At 61.8% G+C, this 17,939-nt stretch carries 20 protein-coding genes; 12 read left to right on the top strand and 8 right to left on the bottom strand.

Features of this window, described 5'->3' with window-relative positions:
• Nucleotides 1-225: 225 nt before the first annotated feature.
• Nucleotides 226-1,251, bottom strand: coding sequence for a ferrochelatase (gene hemH / locus AC4PS6_RS25925; protein ID WP_014716851.1), 1,026 nt, complete (start codon nucleotides 1,249-1,251; stop codon nucleotides 226-228).
• A gap of 14 nt (nucleotides 1,252-1,265) precedes the next feature.
• Nucleotides 1,266-2,165: a TIGR01777 family oxidoreductase gene (locus AC4PS6_RS25930; RefSeq protein ID WP_038448815.1), complete on the bottom strand. Its 900-nt coding sequence runs from the start codon at nucleotides 2,163-2,165 to the stop codon at nucleotides 1,266-1,268.
• Nucleotides 2,166-2,377: 212 nt separating this feature from the next.
• Between AC4PS6_RS25930 and AC4PS6_RS25935 the strand changes: the two genes are divergently transcribed.
• The 12 genes from AC4PS6_RS25935 (at nucleotide 2,378) to AC4PS6_RS25990 (ending at nucleotide 12,367) form a co-directional block, all read left to right on the top strand.
• Nucleotides 2,378-3,364 carry an NAD(P)/FAD-dependent oxidoreductase gene (locus AC4PS6_RS25935; protein ID WP_014716849.1) on the top strand — a complete coding sequence of 329 codons (987 nt, stop codon included), beginning with the start codon at nucleotides 2,378-2,380 and terminating at the stop codon, nucleotides 3,362-3,364.
• Entirely contained in the window at nucleotides 3,361-3,576 is a 216-nt protein-coding gene (locus AC4PS6_RS25940) for a TIGR02450 family Trp-rich protein (RefSeq protein WP_014716848.1), read from the top strand. The genes AC4PS6_RS25935 and AC4PS6_RS25940 overlap by 4 nt, the downstream gene beginning before the upstream one ends.
• Before the next feature lie 112 nt (nucleotides 3,577-3,688).
• On the top strand, nucleotides 3,689-4,648 hold the full coding sequence (locus tag AC4PS6_RS25945; protein WP_014716847.1) for a YbgA family protein: 960 nt from the start codon (nucleotides 3,689-3,691) through the stop codon (nucleotides 4,646-4,648).
• Nucleotides 4,649-4,651: 3 nt separating this feature from the next.
• Nucleotides 4,652-5,581: a MerR family transcriptional regulator gene (locus AC4PS6_RS25950; protein ID WP_014716846.1), complete on the top strand. Its 930-nt coding sequence runs from the start codon at nucleotides 4,652-4,654 to the stop codon at nucleotides 5,579-5,581.
• Nucleotides 5,582-7,024 carry a deoxyribodipyrimidine photo-lyase gene (gene phrB, locus AC4PS6_RS25955; protein ID WP_336827362.1) on the top strand — a complete coding sequence of 481 codons (1,443 nt, stop codon included), beginning with the start codon at nucleotides 5,582-5,584 and terminating at the stop codon, nucleotides 7,022-7,024. It begins immediately after the preceding gene.
• Complete coding sequence (locus AC4PS6_RS25960; RefSeq protein WP_014716844.1) at nucleotides 7,017-7,439, top strand: nuclear transport factor 2 family protein; 423 nt, start codon at nucleotides 7,017-7,019, stop codon at nucleotides 7,437-7,439. The genes phrB and AC4PS6_RS25960 overlap by 8 nt, the downstream gene beginning before the upstream one ends.
• Complete coding sequence (locus tag AC4PS6_RS25965) at nucleotides 7,436-8,218, top strand: SDR family NAD(P)-dependent oxidoreductase (RefSeq protein ID WP_014716843.1); 783 nt, start codon at nucleotides 7,436-7,438, stop codon at nucleotides 8,216-8,218. Before AC4PS6_RS25960 ends, AC4PS6_RS25965 begins: the two co-directional genes overlap by 4 nt.
• Nucleotides 8,215-9,462: an NAD(P)/FAD-dependent oxidoreductase gene (locus AC4PS6_RS25970; RefSeq protein WP_020302483.1), complete on the top strand. Its 1,248-nt coding sequence runs from the start codon at nucleotides 8,215-8,217 to the stop codon at nucleotides 9,460-9,462. Before AC4PS6_RS25965 ends, AC4PS6_RS25970 begins: the two co-directional genes overlap by 4 nt.
• The gene (locus AC4PS6_RS25975) at nucleotides 9,459-10,268 is read left to right on the top strand and encodes a DUF1365 domain-containing protein (protein ID WP_038448810.1); all 810 of its coding nucleotides are present in this window, start codon (nucleotides 9,459-9,461) and stop codon (nucleotides 10,266-10,268) included. Before AC4PS6_RS25970 ends, AC4PS6_RS25975 begins: the two co-directional genes overlap by 4 nt.
• Nucleotides 10,255-11,526: an SAM-dependent methyltransferase gene (locus tag AC4PS6_RS25980; RefSeq protein ID WP_020302482.1), complete on the top strand. Its 1,272-nt coding sequence runs from the start codon at nucleotides 10,255-10,257 to the stop codon at nucleotides 11,524-11,526. Before AC4PS6_RS25975 ends, AC4PS6_RS25980 begins: the two co-directional genes overlap by 14 nt.
• Entirely contained in the window at nucleotides 11,519-12,010 is a 492-nt protein-coding gene (locus AC4PS6_RS25985) for a DUF2878 domain-containing protein (protein WP_032903978.1), read from the top strand. Before AC4PS6_RS25980 ends, AC4PS6_RS25985 begins: the two co-directional genes overlap by 8 nt.
• Nucleotides 12,011-12,064: 54 nt before the next feature.
• Nucleotides 12,065-12,367 carry a YkgJ family cysteine cluster protein gene (locus tag AC4PS6_RS25990; RefSeq protein WP_003188364.1) on the top strand — a complete coding sequence of 101 codons (303 nt, stop codon included), beginning with the start codon at nucleotides 12,065-12,067 and terminating at the stop codon, nucleotides 12,365-12,367.
• Between the two features lie 141 nt (nucleotides 12,368-12,508).
• On the opposite strand, the gene AC4PS6_RS25995 is transcribed toward AC4PS6_RS25990, so the two are convergent.
• The 6 genes from AC4PS6_RS25995 to hemA form a co-directional block, all read right to left on the bottom strand.
• Entirely contained in the window at nucleotides 12,509-13,027 is a 519-nt protein-coding gene (locus tag AC4PS6_RS25995) for an acyloxyacyl hydrolase (protein ID WP_014716838.1), read from the bottom strand.
• Between the two features lie 111 nt (nucleotides 13,028-13,138).
• Complete coding sequence (gene murI / locus AC4PS6_RS26000) at nucleotides 13,139-13,933, bottom strand: glutamate racemase (RefSeq protein ID WP_014716837.1); 795 nt, start codon at nucleotides 13,931-13,933, stop codon at nucleotides 13,139-13,141.
• Nucleotides 13,926-14,681 (bottom strand): molybdopterin-synthase adenylyltransferase MoeB, encoded by a 756-nt coding sequence (locus AC4PS6_RS26005; protein WP_336827363.1) that lies wholly within the window; start codon nucleotides 14,679-14,681, stop codon nucleotides 13,926-13,928. Before AC4PS6_RS26005 ends, murI begins: the two co-directional genes overlap by 8 nt.
• On the bottom strand, nucleotides 14,675-15,505 hold the full coding sequence (gene prmC, locus AC4PS6_RS26010; RefSeq protein WP_103451384.1) for a peptide chain release factor N(5)-glutamine methyltransferase: 831 nt from the start codon (nucleotides 15,503-15,505) through the stop codon (nucleotides 14,675-14,677). Before prmC ends, AC4PS6_RS26005 begins: the two co-directional genes overlap by 7 nt.
• Complete coding sequence (gene prfA, locus AC4PS6_RS26015) at nucleotides 15,506-16,588, bottom strand: peptide chain release factor 1 (RefSeq protein WP_492181061.1); 1,083 nt, start codon at nucleotides 16,586-16,588, stop codon at nucleotides 15,506-15,508. It abuts the gene before it with no gap.
• Complete coding sequence (gene hemA, locus AC4PS6_RS26020; protein WP_003188356.1) at nucleotides 16,585-17,874, bottom strand: glutamyl-tRNA reductase; 1,290 nt, start codon at nucleotides 17,872-17,874, stop codon at nucleotides 16,585-16,587. Before hemA ends, prfA begins: the two co-directional genes overlap by 4 nt.
• Nucleotides 17,875-17,939: the final 65 nt, after the last annotated feature.

A 17,939-nucleotide genomic window follows, 5' to 3' on the forward strand; every position in this document is an offset into this window, starting at 1 on the left:
CTTTTGGGTCCTTCCAAAAGTGACCCGCTGTCAGAGCGGAACCCTAGGTGGCCGTTACCGCAGCAATGGATATGTACACAATCCAACTGTGTTGACTGCCATGCCGCCTTCGCGAGCAAGCCCGCTCCCACAGTTGGTCCGCGGGGGGTCAAGTAGGGAAGCGTCGCGGTTAGGCCGCCATCGCAGGCAAGCCAGCTCCCACAATTGGATCACCGCAGGGCTCGATTACAAGGCAACCGGCGCCCGTTCGCACAGGGTATTAAGCGCCGCCGCCCACTGCGGCTCGTCATTCAGGCAAGGCACCAACACCAACTCCTCGCCCCCCGCTTCACGAAATTGCTCGCGACCGCGATCGCCAATTTCCTCCAACGTCTCAATACAGTCGGCGACGAACGCCGGGCACATCACCAGCAGCTTCTTCACCCCTTGCTGGGCCAATGCCTCAAGGCGCGCCTCGGTGTAGGGTTCGATCCACTTGGCCCGGCCCAGGCGGGACTGGAACGCCACCGACCATTTACCCTCCGGCAAACCCAGCCGCTCGGCCACATCCCGCGCCACGCTGAAGCACTGCGCGCGGTAACAGGTGGCAAGCACTTCAGGGGATGCGTTCTTGCAGCAGTCGGCGTCCTTGAAGCAGTGCTGGCCGGTAGGGTCGAGCTTGGTCAGGTGACGCTCAGGCAAACCATGGAAACTGAGCAGCAAGTGATCGTAATCCTGCTCCACATAAGCGCGCACACTCGCCGCCAGCGCATCGAGGTACTCAGGCTGATCGTAGAACGGTTGCAGGATCGAAAACTGCACATTCAGTTGCTTGTCGCGCACCACTCGCTTGGCTTCCTCTATCACCGTTGTGACGGTGCTGTCGGCAAATTGAGGGTACAACGGCGCCAGTGTGATTTTTTGAATACCCTGGGCGGCCAGGCGCGTCAGGACCGTTTCCAGGGACGGTTCGCCGTAACGCATCGCCAGTTCCACCGGGCCTTGGGTCCACTGCGCGGTCATCTGCTGTTGCAGGCGGCGGCTCAGCACCACCAGCGGCGAACCTTCGTCCCACCAGATCGACGCATAGGCATGGGCCGATTGCTCGGGGCGCTTGATCAGGATCAGCGACACCAGCAAGCGCCGCACCGGCCACGGCAAGTCGATCACATAAGGGTCCATCAGGAACTGATTGAGGTAGCTGCGCACATCGGCCACTGAAGTGGACTTTGGCGAACCCAGGTTGACCAGTAACAACGCGTGATCGGTCATGCAACATCCTATCTTTAGAGGCGGCTGGACAAGTCGTCCAGAGCCGCACGCAACTCAGTGAACTGGAAAGTGAAACCTGCGGCCTGCAGCCGTTCAGGCAAAGCCTTTTGCCCGCCCAGCAACAAGCCGGACAACTCACCCAGGCCAACCTTCAACGCAAATGCCGGCATCGGCATGAACGCCGGGCGGTGCAGCACCTGGCCCAAGGTCTTGGCAAATTCGCGGTTGCGCACCGGGTGTGGCGCGCAGGCATTATAAGGACCGTTGGCGTCTTGCTTGTGCAGAAGAAAATCAATCAGGGCGATTTGATCCTTGATATGCACCCAGGGCATCCACTGCCGTCCACTGCCAATCGGCCCGCCCAGCGCCAGTTTGAACGGCAGCAGCAGGCGCGACAAAAAGCCGCCCTCGGCAGACAGCACCAACCCCGTACGCACCAGCACCACGCGAATGCCCAAGGCTTCGGCACGCTGGGCGGTTTCCTCCCAGGCGATACACAACTGGCTGGGGAAGTCATCCAGCACCGGGCCGCTGGCTTCGGTCAGTTCGCGCTCGCCGCCGTCGCCGTACCAACCCACCGCAGAACCGGAGATCAGCACCGCCGGTTTTTGCTCCAGGCTTTCCATCCAGGCCAGCAAGGTTTCGGTGAGGTGAATGCGACTGTTCCACAGCAATGCCTTGCGCTTGTGGGTCCAAGGCCGGTCGGCGATAGGCGCGCCTGCCAGGTTGACCACCGCGTCCACCGCGCCAATCACCTCTTGTAGACGAGCCACCCCGAGCACCTGCGCACCACACACCTGGGCGACCGTTTCCGGTTGCCGGCTCCACACCGTCAGGCGATGGCCTTGCGCGAGCCAGTGCTTGCAGAGTTGGCGACCGATCAAGCCGGTACCGCCGGTCAGCAAAATATGCATGGGACTCTCCTCATGTAACGTTCGCCGCCGCTCACTGGTCTATTTTATAAGCAGGGATCAATTTGATAATTGAGCGTGACGGGGGTTCAAGCCTTAGCTTAACCATAGGTCACGCCACACAATCAGGCACGCCAAAACTTATACCAAAAAACAATATTGTACAGCTATTGGTGTCGGCGTAGTCTGTACCCAACGGTAAAACGAGGCCTCCCATGACTGTTCCCATCGCGATCATTGGTACCGGCATCGCCGGTCTCTCCGCCGCCCGAGCGTTACAAGACGCCGGGCACGCAGTACAACTCTTCGATAAAAGCCGCGGCAGCGGTGGCCGCATGTCCAGTAAGCGCAGCGACGCCGGCGCGCTGGACATGGGCGCGCAATATTTCACCGCCCGCGACCGGCGCTTCGTCAACGAAGTGCAGCGCTGGCAAAGCAACGGCTGGGCCGAGCAGTGGAAGCCCCAGCTGTATAACTTCAAGTCCGGGCAATTGACGCCCTCCCCCGATGAGCAGATCCGCTGGGTGGGCACACCGCGCATGAGCGCCATCACCCGCGCCCTGCTCGACGACTTGCCGGTGGAGTTCGGTTGCCGCATCACCGAAGTCTTCCAGGGCACGCAGCACTGGAACCTGCTCGACGCGGACGGCGGCAATCACGGCCCTTTCAGTCACGTGATCATTGCCACGCCGGCGCCCCAAGCCACCGCCCTGCTGGCCGCCGCGCCCAAGCTGGCGAGCGCCGCCGCCGGGGTGAAAATGGACCCGACCTGGGCCATCGCCCTGGCGTTCGACAAGCCCCTGGATACGCCGATGGAGGGCTGCTTCGTGCAAGACAGCCCCCTCGACTGGCTGGCGCGCAACCGCAGCAAGCCTGGGCGCGACACCACCCTCGACACCTGGGTGCTGCACGCCACCAGCGCCTGGAGCAAGGCCCACCTAGACCTGCCCAAGGAAGCGGTGATCGAACACCTGCACGGCGCCTTTGCCGAATTGCTGCACAGCGCCATGCCCGCGCCGTCGTTCAGCCTGGCGCATCGCTGGCTCTACGCACGCCCCTCCAGCAGCCATGAGTTCGGTGTGCTGGCCGACGCCGACCTGGGCTTGTTCGTTTGCGGCGACTGGTGCCTGTCCGGTCGGGTGGAAGGTGCCTGGTTGAGTGGCCAGGAAGCGGCGCGACGCTTGATCGAGCACCTGCAATGAACCGCATCAACCCCGCCAAACTGCTGCTGTCAAAATGGACGGCAGCTCATCCTCGCCACAAGGAAAAACACTTCCTGGTCACCGAGTTGTTCCGTGACGACGAGGGCACGGTGCTGGACATCGAACTGCAGGCCATCCTGACTCGGCGCGCCGAACGCCTGCCCTGGCAGACCCTGAAAAACGCTGAAGACTGGAAAATCGGCTGGAAATAAAGCGGCGGCACAAACCTGTACAAATTATTTGACTTGTACAACATCGAGCCTATGATGAGATTTAGTTGTACAAGATTTTTAGCTTGTACAGGATTCTTGCAGAGGTTTGCTTATGTCCAGCCATGTGAAACCGAAGATCGCCATCAGCGCCTGCCTTCTGGGTGAGAACGTGCGCTTCAATGGCGGTCATAAACAGTCCCTGCTATGCAGCCAGACCCTGAGTGACTACTTCGATTTTGTCCCGTTGTGCCCTGAAGTTGCCATCGGCCTGGGCATTCCTCGGCAAGCGATCCGCCTGGTCGGCGATCCCAACCAACCGCAGGCTGTGGGCAGCGTAAACCCTGCGCTCAATGTCACTCAGCCACTGGACGATTACGGCCAGCAAATGGCCCGGGAACATACCGACCTGTGCGGCTACATTTTCATGCAAAAGTCACCGTCTTGTGGGCTGGAGCGGGTCAAGGTGTACCGCGACAACGGCACGCCCGTCGACGGTGGCGGGCGCGGTATTTACGCCCAGGCGTTTTGTGCCCGCCACCCCAACCTGCCGGTGGAAGAGGACGGTCGCCTGAACGACCCGGTGCTTCGAGAAAACTTCCTCACCCGCGTATTCGTGTACGCCAGTTGGCAGCAACTGTTGGCCGACGGCCTTACCCGTCACCGCTTGCTGACGTTTCACTCGCGCTACAAGTACCTGCTGATGGCCCACAGCCCGGCGCATTACAAAAGCCTGGGCCACTTGCTCGGCAGCATGGGCAAGGGCATTGACCTGCAAGCTTTGGCCGACGGCTATTTCAGCGAACTGATGGCGGGCCTGAAAAAATGCGCGACTCGCGGTACCCATACCAATGTGCTGCAACACATCAGTGGCTACCTCAAGCAGGCCATCAGCGCCGATGACAAACAGGAAATGCAAACCGTCATCGGCCAATACCGCCACGGCATCGTGCCACTGGTGGTGCCGCTGACCCTGCTCAAGCACCACTTTCGCCAACATCCGGACCGCTACATCGCGCAGCAGGCCTACCTGCAACCGCACCCGGAAAACCTCAGCCTGCGTAATGCGATCTAACCCATGAAACCTGCCCTGCTCGACGAACCCGGCGAAGACATCGCCCTGGCCCTGGAAAACGGCTGGCTGCCGATCCGCGAGGTGGCGCGCCAGACCGGCGTGAATGCGGTGACGCTGCGCGCGTGGGAGCGCCGCTACGGCCTCATCGTGCCCCAGCGCACGCCCAAAGGGCATCGGTTGTTCAGCGCCGAACACGTACAACGCATCCAGGCCATCCTCACCTGGCTCAATCGCGGCGTGCCGGTCAGCCAGGTCAAAGGGCTGATCGACTCCGCCCAAGGTAGCCCGGAGCCGATGGAAAACGAGTGGCAGAGCCTGCGCCAGCATTTGGTGAGTGCCATCAGTGAACTGGCCGAGCGCCGGGTCGATGACGCCTTCAACCAGGCCATGGCGCTGTACCCACCACGCACCTTGTGCGAGCAACTGATGCTGCCGCTGCTCAACGAGCTGGAACAACGCTGGCAGGGCCAGTTCGGCGCGCAGATGGAGCGGGTGTTCTTCCTGTCCTGGCTGCGCAGCAAGTTTGGCGCACGGATCTATCACAACAATCGTCAACTCCACGGCGCGCCGCTGTTGCTGGTCAATCATTCCGACCTGCCCCTGGAACCCCACCTGTGGCTCAGCGCCTGGCTGGCCAGCAGTGCCGATTGCCCGGTGGAAGTGTTCGATTGGCCGCTGCCGATGGGCGAACTCGCCCTGGCGGTGGAACACCTGCAACCGCGTGCGGTGCTGCTGTATTCGAGCAAGGCGTTGCAGGTGCCGGCCCTCAGCAAACTGCTGGGCGGCATCCGTTGCCCAACCGTGATTGCCGGACCAACGGTGTGCATCCACCACGCCGAGTTGGGCGTATTAACCCAGGACATCCCTGAGTTGTCCGTGGCCGAGGACCTGTTGTCGGCCCATCAATTATTGATCCAGCGTGGAATTGTCTGAATGCATCTGATCTGGTTGCGCACCGACTTGCGCCTGCACGACAACACTGCCCTGGCGGCCGCGAGCCAGCGCGGCCCCGTCGCGGCTGTTTACCTGATCACACCCGAGCAATGGCAGGCGCATGATGACGCGCCGTGCAAAGTCGATTTCTGGCTGCGCAACTTGCAGCACCTGAGCCAGGCACTGGACAACCTCAACATCCCCCTGTTAATCCGCCACGCCGCGACCTGGGACCAGGCGCCGACGGTACTGAGCCAACTGTGCCGCGAGCTGTCGGTGGAGTCGGTACACGTCAACGAGGAATATGGCGTTCACGAGAGCCGCCGCGACCGCGCCGTGGCCCAGGCCCTGGAAGCTGACGGCGTGACCTTCCACAGCTACCTGGACCAACTGTTTTTCCAGCCGGGTAGTGTGCTGACCAAGACCGGCACCTACTTCCAGGTGTTCAGCCAGTTCCGCAAGGTCTGCTACAGCCGCCTGCACAGCGCCCTGCCCCGCGTGGTGCCGACGCCAAAGGCCCAGGCCGAGCCTGGCGTGAAAAGCGACCCTGTGCCGACGGCAGTCGAAGGGTTCCAGACACCCAGCGAAACCTTGCGTGCCCTCTGGCCCGCTGGCGAAGACGAAGCGCGCCGTCGCCTCGATGCCTTCGCTGATCAGCAGATCAGCTATTACAAGGACGAACGCGACTTCCCGGCCAAGCCCGGCACCAGTCAGCTTTCTGCCTACCTGGCCGCCGGAGTGGTTTCGCCGCGCCAGTGCTTGCACGCCGCGCTGCAAACCAACCAGGGCGAGTTCGAAAGCGGCGACATCGGCGCCATCACCTGGATCAACGAGCTGCTGTGGCGCGAGTTCTACAAGCACATCCTGGTCGGCTACCCACGGGTTTCCCGCCACCGCGCGTTTCGCCCGGAAACCGAAGCGCTGGCCTGGCGCAAGGCGCCCGAAGACCTGGCCGCCTGGCAACAGGCGCGCACCGGCTTGCCGATCATCGACGCGGCCATGCGCCAATTGCTGGAAACCGGCTGGATGCACAATCGCCTGCGCATGGTGGTGGCGATGTTCCTGACCAAAAACCTGCTGATCGACTGGCGCGAAGGCGAGCGCTTCTTCATGCGCCACCTGATCGACGGTGATCTGGCGGCCAACAACGGCGGCTGGCAGTGGAGTTCGTCCACCGGCACCGACTCGGCGCCGTATTTCCGGATATTCAGCCCGCTGAGCCAATCGGAAAAATTCGACGGCGACGGCGTGTTCATCAAACGCTGGCTCCCGGAACTGGCCGCGCTGAATAAAAAACAAGTGCACAACCCCGAAGCGGCTGGCGGCCTGTTCGGCGTGGCGGATTATCCGCGTGCCATCGTCGATTTGAAACAGTCTCGCGAGCGTGCCTTGGCCGCATTTCGCCGGCTGCCTTCGCGTCAGGAGATGGCCGAACATGAGTGACTTCCTGCGCCAGTTCGCCCCCACCTTCGCCACGCTGGACAAGCACAACCTGCACCTGCTCGGCCGCCTGTACAGCGAGGACGTCGCCTTCGCCGACCCCCTGCATGAAGTTCAGGGCCTGCCAGCGTTGCAGCGTTACTTTGCCGACTTGTACAGCAACGTCAGCGAGCTGAACTTTGACTTCCACGGCTTCGATACCGTGGCCGAAGGCGAGGGCTACCTGCGCTGGACTATGCGTTTTCGTCACCCACGCCTGGCCGGCGGCCAGGTGATCGAGGTGCCAGGCTGTTCCCATTTGATGTGGCACGACAAGGTTTACCGCCATCGCGACTACTTCGATGCCGGCGCCCTGCTCTATGAACATGTCCCCCTACTGGGTCGCGTTATTCGTTGGCTGAAAAGGAGAATGGGATGAGCCTTACACCGCCCCGTCGTTATTGGCTGACCGGCGCCAGCAGTGGTATCGGTGCGGCGCTGGCCGTGGAGTTGCTCGAGAGCGGCGCCCAAGTGGCCCTGAGTTCCCGCACCCAAGGCCCGCTGGATGCCCTCGCCGTTCGATATCCAGGCCAGGTGCTGGTGGTGGCCGGCGACCTGACCAACAGCCAGACCGTGCGCGAGATCGGTGAGCGTATCAGCGAGGTCTGGGGTTCGCTGGACACGGTGATCCTCAACGCCGGCACTTGTGAATACGTCGACGCCCGGCAATTTGACGCCTCGATCATCGAGCACGTGGTGCGTACCAACCTGCTGGCGAGCAGTTATTGCATCGAGGCCGCGCTGCCGCTGTTGCGCGCCGGGCGTACCCCGCATCTGGTGGGCGTGGCCAGTGCCGTGACCTACCTGCCCATGCCTCGCGCCGAAGCCTACGGCGCGTCCAAGGCCGGCCTGCGTTACTTGTTCGAATCCCTGCGTATCGGCCTGTCGCCAGAAAACATCGATGTCACGGTGATCAGCCCAGGCTTCGTCGACACGCCGCTGACCGAGCGCAATGATTTCCCGATGCCCCTGAGCTGGCCGGCCGACAAAGCCGCGAAACACATCTTCGCCAAGCTGGAAAAACGCCCGCTGGAAATCGCCTTTCCGGCCCTGTTCATTGCCACCTTGTGGCCGCTGTCGAAGCTGCCCAACCGCGCGCAACTGATCATCGGCAAACGCATGCTGCGCAGCCCGCCACCGAAGAAGGACGACCTGTGAAGATCGCCATTATCGGCAGCGGCATCGCCGGGCTGACCAGCGCCTACCTGCTCAGCCGTCGCCACGACATTACGCTGTTCGAGGCCAGTGACTGCATTGGCGGGCATACCCACACGGCCAAGGTGACGGTCGACGGCAAAAGCTATGCGGTGGACACGGGCTTCATTGTGTTCAACGACTGGACCTACCCCAACTTCATCCGTCTGCTGGAGCAGATCGGGGTCAGGTTCAAACCCACCGAGATGAGCTTTTCGGTGTGTGACCAAAGCACTGGCTTTGAGTACAACGGCAACAACCTCAACAGCCTGTTTGCCCAGCGCCGCAACATCCTGTCGCCGGGGTTCTGGGGCATGTTGCGCGATATCCTGCGCTTCAATCGCCAGGCGCCCCTGGACTTGCAAGAGCAGCGCATCAGCGCCGACATGACCCTGGGCGATTACCTCACCGCTGGCGGCTATGGCCCCAGGTTTATCCGGCATTACATCGTGCCGATGGGCGCGGCCATCTGGTCGATGTCCCTGGCCGATATGCTCAAGTTTCCGCTGCAGTTTTTTGTGCGCTTCTTCAAGAATCACGGCTTGCTTTCGGTGAGCAACCGCCCGCAATGGTGCGTGATCGAAGGCGGCTCCAGCTGTTATATCGAGCCGCTGACCCGCAGCTTTCGCGAACAGATACGGCTCAACTGCCCTGTGCATAAGGTGCAACGCAGCGACGAGGGTGTGGTTATCCACAGCCCGGCCGGCAGCGAAACCTTCGACCGCGTGGTGTTCGCCTGCCACAGCGATCAGGCCCTGGCCTTGCTCGATGACCCCAGCCAGGCCGAACAGCAGATCCTCGGTGCCCTGCCCTACGCCGACAACGACGTGGTGCTGCACACCGACACACGCCTGCTGCCCGACCGCAAACTGGCCTGGGCCAGCTGGAACTATCGGCTGACGGGCAACGTGCAACAACAGGCCGCCGTCACCTATGACATGAACATCCTGCAAGGCATCGACAGCGCCACTACCTTTTGCGTCAGCCTCAACCAGACGCCGATGATCAACCCGCTGAAGATCCTGGCGCGCTACACCTACGCCCATCCGCAATACAGCCTGGCCGCAGTCGCCGCACAGGCACGCTGGGAAGAATTGAACGGCGTGCGCAATACCTTCTACTGCGGGGCCTACTGGGCCAACGGCTTTCACGAAGACGGCGTGGTCAGCGCTCTGCGCGTGGCCCAGGCGTTTGGGGAAACCCTGTGAACAGCGCCCTGTACAGCGGCTGGATCGCCCATCGGCGGTTTACGCCCAAGGCCCACGCCTTTCGCTACCGCATCGGCCTGCTGTACCTGGACCTCAGCGAAGAGGACGAAGTACTGGGGCTCTCGCCGCTGGCTGGCACGAGTCGCCTGGTGCCTTTCGGTTTCCGCCAGCAGGATTACCTGCGTGAATTCACGCGCCACGGCATGAGCTTGAGCGATGCTGTGCGCGACGAAGTCGGCAAGGCCCTGGGGCATACGCCCCAGGGCGCTATCTGCCTGCTGACCCAGGCCCGCAGTTGGGGCCTGGCTTTTAACCCGGTGAGTTTCTTCTACTGCTTCGAGGCTGACGGGCGACTGGCCGCGATCCTGTGTGAAGTGACCAACACCCCATGGCGCGAGCGCTATCACTACGTGCTGCCTGCCCAGGCACTGGGCGCCGATGAGCACCAGCATTTCGCCGTGGCCAAGGCCTTCCATGTGTCGCCGTTTTTGCCTCGCGAGCTGGAATACCGCATGAGTTTCAGCCCGCCCGCAGCCAGGCTCGGCGTGCATATGGCCGATTGGCAGGGCACGCAAAAAGTCTTCGACGCCACCTTGAGCCTGGAAAAACAGGCACTGAGCCGCGCCAGCCTGCATCGCTATCTGTGGCGCTTCCCCTGGATGACCGCCAAGACCGGCCTTGCGATCTACTGGCAAGCCTTGCGCCTGCTGCTCAAACGCACACCGATTTTTTCCCACCAGGCCGCCGATGGCGCCTCTCGCACCGCAGTCGGGTATACCAAGGATCGCCACCATGAAATCCCCTAGCTTATCGGTCAAGGCTAACCGCCTGAACGTCAACGGCATGACCGCTGCGCTGTTGCGCAAAGGCGTGTTGCGCCAGCTCAGCCAATTGCGCCACGGCCAGTTGGTGATCATCGAGGATGGCGAGCGGCAAGTCTTCGGCGCACGGGAAGCGCACCTGCTGGGCGAGATCCAGATTCTCGACGCGGCGGTATGGGGGCTGGTAGCGGCCAATGGATCGATCGGCGCTGGCGAAGCGTTTATCCATGGTTACTGGACCAGCCCCGACCTCACCGCCGTCGTGCGGGTGATGGTCAGCAACCTGGAGGTGCTCGACGCCATGGAAGGCGGGCTGGCACGCCTGGCCCGGCCGTTCACTCAGGGCCTGCACTGGCTCAACCGCAACACACGCAAAGGCTCGCAAAAAAACATCGCCGCCCATTACGACCTGGGCAACGACCTGTTCGAAGAATTTCTCGACCCCACCATGATGTACTCGGCGGCGCAGTTCCTGACGCCTGATGACACCCTGGAGCAGGCACAGCTGAACAAGCTGGCGCGGATTTGCCAGAAACTGGCGCTCAAGCCCAGCGACCATCTGCTGGAAATCGGTACCGGCTGGGGCAGCATGGCGTTGTATGCGGCGCAGCATTATGGTTGCCGGGTCACCACCACGACCTTGTCCAAGGAGCAGTTCGCCTACACCGCCCAGCGTATCGAGGCGCTGGGCCTGCAAGATCAAGTGACCGTACTGCTGAGCGATTACCGCGACCTCACCGGTGAGTACGACAAGCTGGTGTCGATCGAAATGATTGAAGCGGTGGGCCATCGTTTCCTGCCCACCTATTTCAAACAATGTGCCCAGTTGCTCAAGCCCGACGGCCTGATGCTGCTGCAAGCCATCACCATTCGTGAACAGCGCTTTGAGCAAGCCAAGCGCAGCGTCGACTTTATCCAGCGCTACATCTTCCCTGGTGGCGCGCTGCCCTGTGTACAAAACATGCTGCAGATCGTCAGCCGCGACACCGACATGAACCTGCTGCACATGGAAGACTTCGGCCTGCACTACGCTCGCACCCTGCGCCTGTGGCATGAAAACTTTCGCCGCGCCCATGGCCGTCTTGCGGAACTCGGTTATGACGAATACTTCCTGCGCCTGTGGGAGTTTTACCTGTGCTACTGCGAAGGCGGCTTCATGGAGCGCACCATCGGCACCGCACAGTTGCTGCTGGCCAAACCAGCGGCCATCAATCCGCCGCTGCTCGGGCGTTTCAGTGCTTAAACCCCTGGCCAATGCCGTGCTGTTTCAGTGCGGCTGGTTTGCCTGCGTGCTCGGCGGCGATAGCCGTTGGCTGCTGATTGGTATCGCAGCGCTGGGCGCACACCTGCTGTGGATAAGTTCTTGGGCCAGAGAGGGGCAAGTGATTCTGGCCGTGACGGTGCTGGGAACGCTGGTCGATACAGCACTGCGCGGGCTCGGCGTGTTTGAGTTCAATACGCCGGGACCACTGATTCCGCTGTGGCTGATACTGTTATGGGCCTTGCTGGCCACCACCTTGCGCCATTGCCTGGCCTGGAGCGCACGGCCCTGGTGGCTGGCCAGCCTGCTAGGCGCGGTGGGCGGGCCGTTGTCTTATTACGCCGGCAGCCAATTGGCAGGCGTGAGTTTTGCGTACGGCACCACCCCGACACTGATCGGCCTGGCGCTGTTATGGGCCATGCTCTTTCCGCTGTTGCACGGGGTTGCACAGAGGCTGGAATACTGACGCCCGTCCGAGCATTCATACGCGTCTAGCGCACTTGCCTTACACTGCGCGCCTATGACCAACATCCCTCACATTCAAATCACCGAACCCGTCACCTGCTCGACGTGCGCGGCCTGTTGCTGCCAGCTGGAAGTCATGCTGATCACCGACACCGGCGTGCCGCAACGCTTTATCGATACCGACGATTGGGGAGGTGAGGTGATGCTGCGCCTGGACGACGGCTGGTGCGCAGCGCTGGACCGCGACACGATGATGTGCACGATCTATGAGCTTCGGCCGTTGATTTGCCGGGAGTTCGAGATGGGGGCGCCGGAATGCCTTGAAGAGCGCGAAGGTATTACCACGGCCTATCGCTGACCCCGAACTTCGTGACGATCACGGGCTTGTGTGGGAGCGGGCTTGCTCGCGAATGCGGTGGGTCAGTCTAAGTATGTGCTAGCTGATACACCGCTTTCGCGAGCAAGCCCGCTCCCACAGGGGGGCCAAGTGTTCTTGAGATTAGAGCGGCATGGTGTAGTGCAGCGAGTAGCTCTCTACCCCATCGTTATTGCTGCTGATGCCGGCATTGGAATAATGCGTGGCACGAATGCCCACTTCATGCCCGCCGTTGAACCGCAGGCCGAAACCCAAGCGGTCTTCGAACTGGAAGGACTGGCCGATGTTGTTGTCTTCCAGCCGAGTGCGGGAGAACAACGCCACGCCGATACCGGCTTCGATGTAGGGCTTGACCGACTCGCCGGCAAACTCATACACAAATACCGGCGAGAACGACAGGCTGCTGGCGCCTGCACGGTCGTCCCCTTCCCAATAGGTATAGGCGCCGCTCCAGTAGCCGGTCAGTCGGCCGACATTGCTCTGCATCCAGCTTTTGTCCCAATCGGAGGTCAGGCCCAGGCGGTAGGTCAGCGTCGAATCGCTGGTGCTCCCCAAGCCGAACTCCAGGCCGGCGGCCTGGGCTGAAACAGAGTGTCCCAACATAGCGGCCGCAATCGCAGCCAAACAGAACAAGCGCTTCATGTGAAACGTCCTTTGCAAACGGAATAATTGGGTTATGTACAGGCTAACGGGCTATAGAAGCCGACGCATAGCCAGAAGTTCAGCTTTTTTCAGTGTTATTTCACGAAATTTTCACGAGCCAAAGCTTCGCACAACTCCAGGATGTTTCCAAAGTGTCGGTAGGATATTTCTTAGGTGACACAGATCGCCGCTGGTCCAGAACTGTGTAGCTTCAGGTTCGCCAGCGGCCAGCAGGTCGCGCTCACCCAGCAAGCGCTTGAGCTGGCGCGCCACAGCGGCGCCGGTATCAATGAGGATGATGCTGGGGGGCAGCATCTGCGCCAGGAGTGGCTTGAGGAAGGGGTAATGAGTGCAACCCAGGATGATGGTGTCGCAACCGGCGCTGAGCAGCGGCTCTACATAGCCTTGCAGCAGGGCGCGCAAGGCCGGGCTGTTGAGGTCGCCGGCTTCAATCAGCTCCACCAGGCCTGGACACGGCTGGGTAATCACCCGTACATCGGTGGCGAAGCGGTCGAGCAAGGCGGCGAACTTGGCGCTTTGCAGGGTACCGGTGGTGGCGAGCACACCCACCACGCCACTGCGCGTGGCTGCGGCCGCAGGTTTCACCGCAGGCTCCATACCGACCAATGGCCAGTCAGGGTAATCCTGGCGTAAATCGGCCACGGCGGCGACAGTCGCCGTATTACAGGCAATCACAAAGGCCTTGGCGCCCCGCTCGCGGAAAAACTCAGCGACCGAGCGAGAACGCTCAAGAATGAACGCCGGCGTTTTCTCGCCATAAGGAATGTGCCCGCAGTCAGCCACGTACAACAGTGACTCGTGGGGCAACAACTGCTGGATTTCTTCCAGCACCGTGAGGCCGCCGATGCCGGAATCGAACACACCAATAGGCGCGCCCTTAACCATGCTGTGTCCCGCAGACGCTGCAGCCTGGGTCACGCTTGACGCGCAACTCGCGAAAACGCGTGGTCAGCGCATCGATCAACAACAGGCGCCCCACCAACGGCTCACCAAAATCGGCCAGCAGCTTCAAGGCTTCCAGCGCTTGCAGGCTGCCAACCACCCCCACCAACGGCCCGACGACGCCGGCTTCGCTGCAGGTCAGTTCCGTGTCGCTGCCGTGCCCGTACAAACAGTGGTAACAGGGGCTGTCGGCGCGACGGGGGTCGAATACCGACAACTGCCCCTCAAGGCGAATGGCCGCGCCACTGACCAGCGGTTTACCGGCGGCGACGCAGGCCGCGTTGACCGCCTCGCGGGTAGAGAAGTTGTCGCTGCAATCGAGCACCAGGTCCACTGCGTTGACCGCAGCGGCCAGCGAGTCGGCATCCAGCGCAGCACGATAGGCGACCAGGGTGACTTCAGGGTTGATCGCCCTCAGGCGCCCCATGGCCGAATCGACCTTGGTCTGCCCCACGCTGTCGGTGTCATGGATGATCTGGCGTTGCAGGTTGGTCAAATCGACTGTATCGAAATCCGCCAGGTGCAATTCGCCCACCCCGGCAGCGGCCAGGTAAAGCGCCACCGGAGCGCCCAGGCCACCCAGGCCGACAATCAACGCGCGGCTTCGCTTCAGGCGTAATTGGCCGTCGATGTCGACAGGCTGCAACAGAATCTGCCGGCTATAGCGCAACAGCTCCTGATCGGTCAGCACGGGCGGCGCCCCAAGGTGATGCGTTCGTGACCGCCGAGGTCGATGCGGCTATGTACGCCTTCGAACCCCTGGTTCAGCAACAATTCGCGCACGGCCTGGGCCTGGTCGTAACCGTGCTCGAGCAACAGCCAGCCTCCGTCGTTCAGGTGGTCAGGAGACTCTTGGGTGATCAGGCGCAAGTCGTCCAGACCATCGTGCCCCGCCACCAGCGCACTGGCCGGTTCGAAGCGCACATCGCCGGCCGCCAGGTGCGGGTCATTGTCGGCAATGTAGGGCGGGTTGCTGATGATCAGGTCGAAGCGGTGGCCTTGCAGGGCGCTGAACCAATGGCTGTTGAGCACCGTAGCGTTATTGAGGTGCAGACGTTGACGATTGCGCTCGGCCAGGGCCACGGCCTCCAGCACGCGGTCGACCGCCGTGACCTGCCAGGCCGGCCGTTCGCTGGCCAGGGCCAAGGCGATGGCACCGCTGCCGGTGCCCAGGTCCAGGATCTGGGCGGGCGTGGCGGGCAGCAATTCCAGGGCAGCTTCCACCAGCAACTCAGTTTCCGGGCGGGGGATCAAAGTGTGCGGTGCTACTTCCAGGTCGAGTTTCCAGAAGCCTTGCTGGCCGAGGATATAGGCCACCGGCTCGCCGCTGCGGCGGCGCTGCAGGTAGCCGGCAAAGGTCAGGGCGTCTTCGCTGCTGACGATCTTTTCCGGCCAGGTATGCAGGTAACTGCGCGATTTGCCCAGGGCAGCGGCCAACAGCAACTCCACGTCCAGGCGCGCCGTCGGCGAGTCGGGCAGGTCAGCGGCGCGCAGCAGGCTGGCAATGATGGTCATTCAGTCACCTATCGCCGCCAGTTGGTCGGCCTGGTATTCGGCGAGCAACGGCTCGATCACCGCATCCACGCCACCGGCGAGAATTTCGTCGAGGGAGTACAGGGTGAGGTTGACCCGATGGTCGGTAACCCGGCCTTGGGCAAAGTTGTAGGTGCGGATACGCTCGGAGCGGTCGCCGGAGCCCACCAGCAGCTTGCGTTCGCTGGCAATTGCGTTGGCCGCGGCGCTGGTCTGCTGGTCGTTCAACTTGGCCGACAACCAGGACATGGCCCGTGCACGGTTCTTGTGCTGGGAACGTTCTTCCTGGCACTCCACCACAATGCCCGACGGCAAGTGAGTGATACGGATCGCCGAGTCGGTCTTGTTAACGTGCTGGCCACCCGCGCCGGATGAGCGGTAGGTGTCGACGCGCAAGTCCGCCGGGTTGATCTCGATGGCTTCCTGTTCGTCCGGCTCAGGCAACACCGCGACGGTGCACGCCGAGGTGTGGATACGGCCTTGGGACTCGGTGGCCGGCACCCGCTGTACGCGGTGCGCACCGGACTCGAACTTCAGCTTGCCATAGACGTTGTCGCCTTCAACCCGGGCGATGACTTCTTTATAGCCGCCGTGCTCGCCCTCGTTCTCGGAGAGGATCTCCACCCGCCAGCCACGACGCTCGGCATAACGCGAATACATGCGGAACAGGTCGCCGGAGAAAATCGCCGCCTCGTCGCCACCGGTGCCGGCGCGGATTTCGAGGAACACGTTGCGTCCGTCGTTAGGGTCCTTGGGCAGCAACATGCGTTGCAAGTCACCCTCAAGCTCAGCGAGTTTGTCCTTGGCTTCGCGGACTTCTTCCACGGCCATTTCACGCATGTCCGGGTCGCTGTCCTTGAGCAGGGCCTGGGCACCTTCGAGGTCGGCCTGGACTTTCAGCAGGTTTTTATAGGTGGCCACAATGGGCTCAACTTCGGCGTATTCCTTGGAATAGGCACGGAATTTGGTCTGATCGGAAATGAACTCGCCATCGCCGAGCAAGGCGGTCAGTTCTTCGAAACGGTCCTGGAGCACGTCCAGTTTATTGAGCAGTGACGCTTTCATTGCGGTTTTTTATCCGAAGAGCTGTCTGACGCGCCCTCACCGAGGGCAAAGAGTTCCTGGGCCATGGCCAGCGCATCGAGGCGGCCTTCGGCGGTAAGCTTTTTCAACTGGACGCTAGGCGCGTGAAGCAGTTTGTTGGTCAGGCCACGGGCCAATTGCATCAGCACCTCTTCGGCGCCACTGCCATTGGCCAGCATGCGCTGGGCCTTGAGCAACTCTTCATCACGCAGGCGTTCACCCTGCTGACGATACGCCTTGAGCACATCCACTGCCGCCAGTTCACGCAGGCGCACCATGAAATCTTCGGCACCGGTGCTGACCATTTCCTCGGCGGCCTGGGCGGCACCCTGCCGGCTCTTGAGGTTTTCAGCGACCACTTCATGCAGATCATCGACGCTATAAAGGTAAACGTCGTCCAACTCGCCGACTTCGGGCTCGATATCCCGGGGAACGGCGATATCCACCATGAAGATCGGCTTGTGCTTGCGCAGCTTCAACGCGCTCTCGACCGCGCCCTTGCCCAGAATCGGCAATTGGCTGGCGGTGGAACTGATGACGATATCACTGCGTACCAGTTCAGCGGGAATGTCCGACAGCAGCACCGCATGCGCACCGAACTGCTCGGCCAGAATGCTGGCGCGCTCCAGGGTGCGGTTGGCGACCACGATGCGCTTCACGCCAAGATCGTGCAGGTGACGGGCCACCAAGGTGATGGTTTCACCAGCGCCGATCAGCAGGGCCTGGCTGCGCTGCAAGTCGCTGAAAATCTGCTTGGCCAGGCTCACAGCGGCAAAGGCCACGGACACCGGGTTTTCGCCGATGGCCGTATCGGTACGCACTTGCTTGGCGGAATTGAAGGTGGCCTGGAACAGGCGGCCCAGCAATGGGCCGACAGTGCCGGCCTCACGGGCCACGGCGTAGGCAGACTTCATCTGGCCGAGAATCTGCGGTTCACCCAACACCAGCGAGTCGAGACCGGCCGCCACGCGCATCATGTGACGAACTGCCGCATCCTCTTCATGCACATAAGCGCTGGCACGCAGGTCATCGAGGCTCAAATGGTGATAATCGGCCAGCCAGCGCAGCACCACATCCGCCGAGAGATGTTCCTGCTCTATATAGAGCTCGCTGCGATTGCAGGTCGAAAGAATCGCAGCTTCGCGGCTGTCGGTAAGCCGGCAGAGCTGCTGCAGGGCCTCAACCAACTGCTCTGGCGTAAACGCCACGCGCTCGCGCACGTCTACGGAGGCAGTCTTGTGGTTAATACCGAGTGCGAGGAAGGCCATTCAATATCGCTGATGATGTCGGGAAGCCGACAATTGTCCTACTTCGAAAGATCCAGAACAACCAC

The sequence above is a fragment of the Pseudomonas sp. DW-iso17 genome (genome assembly GCF_058725345.1).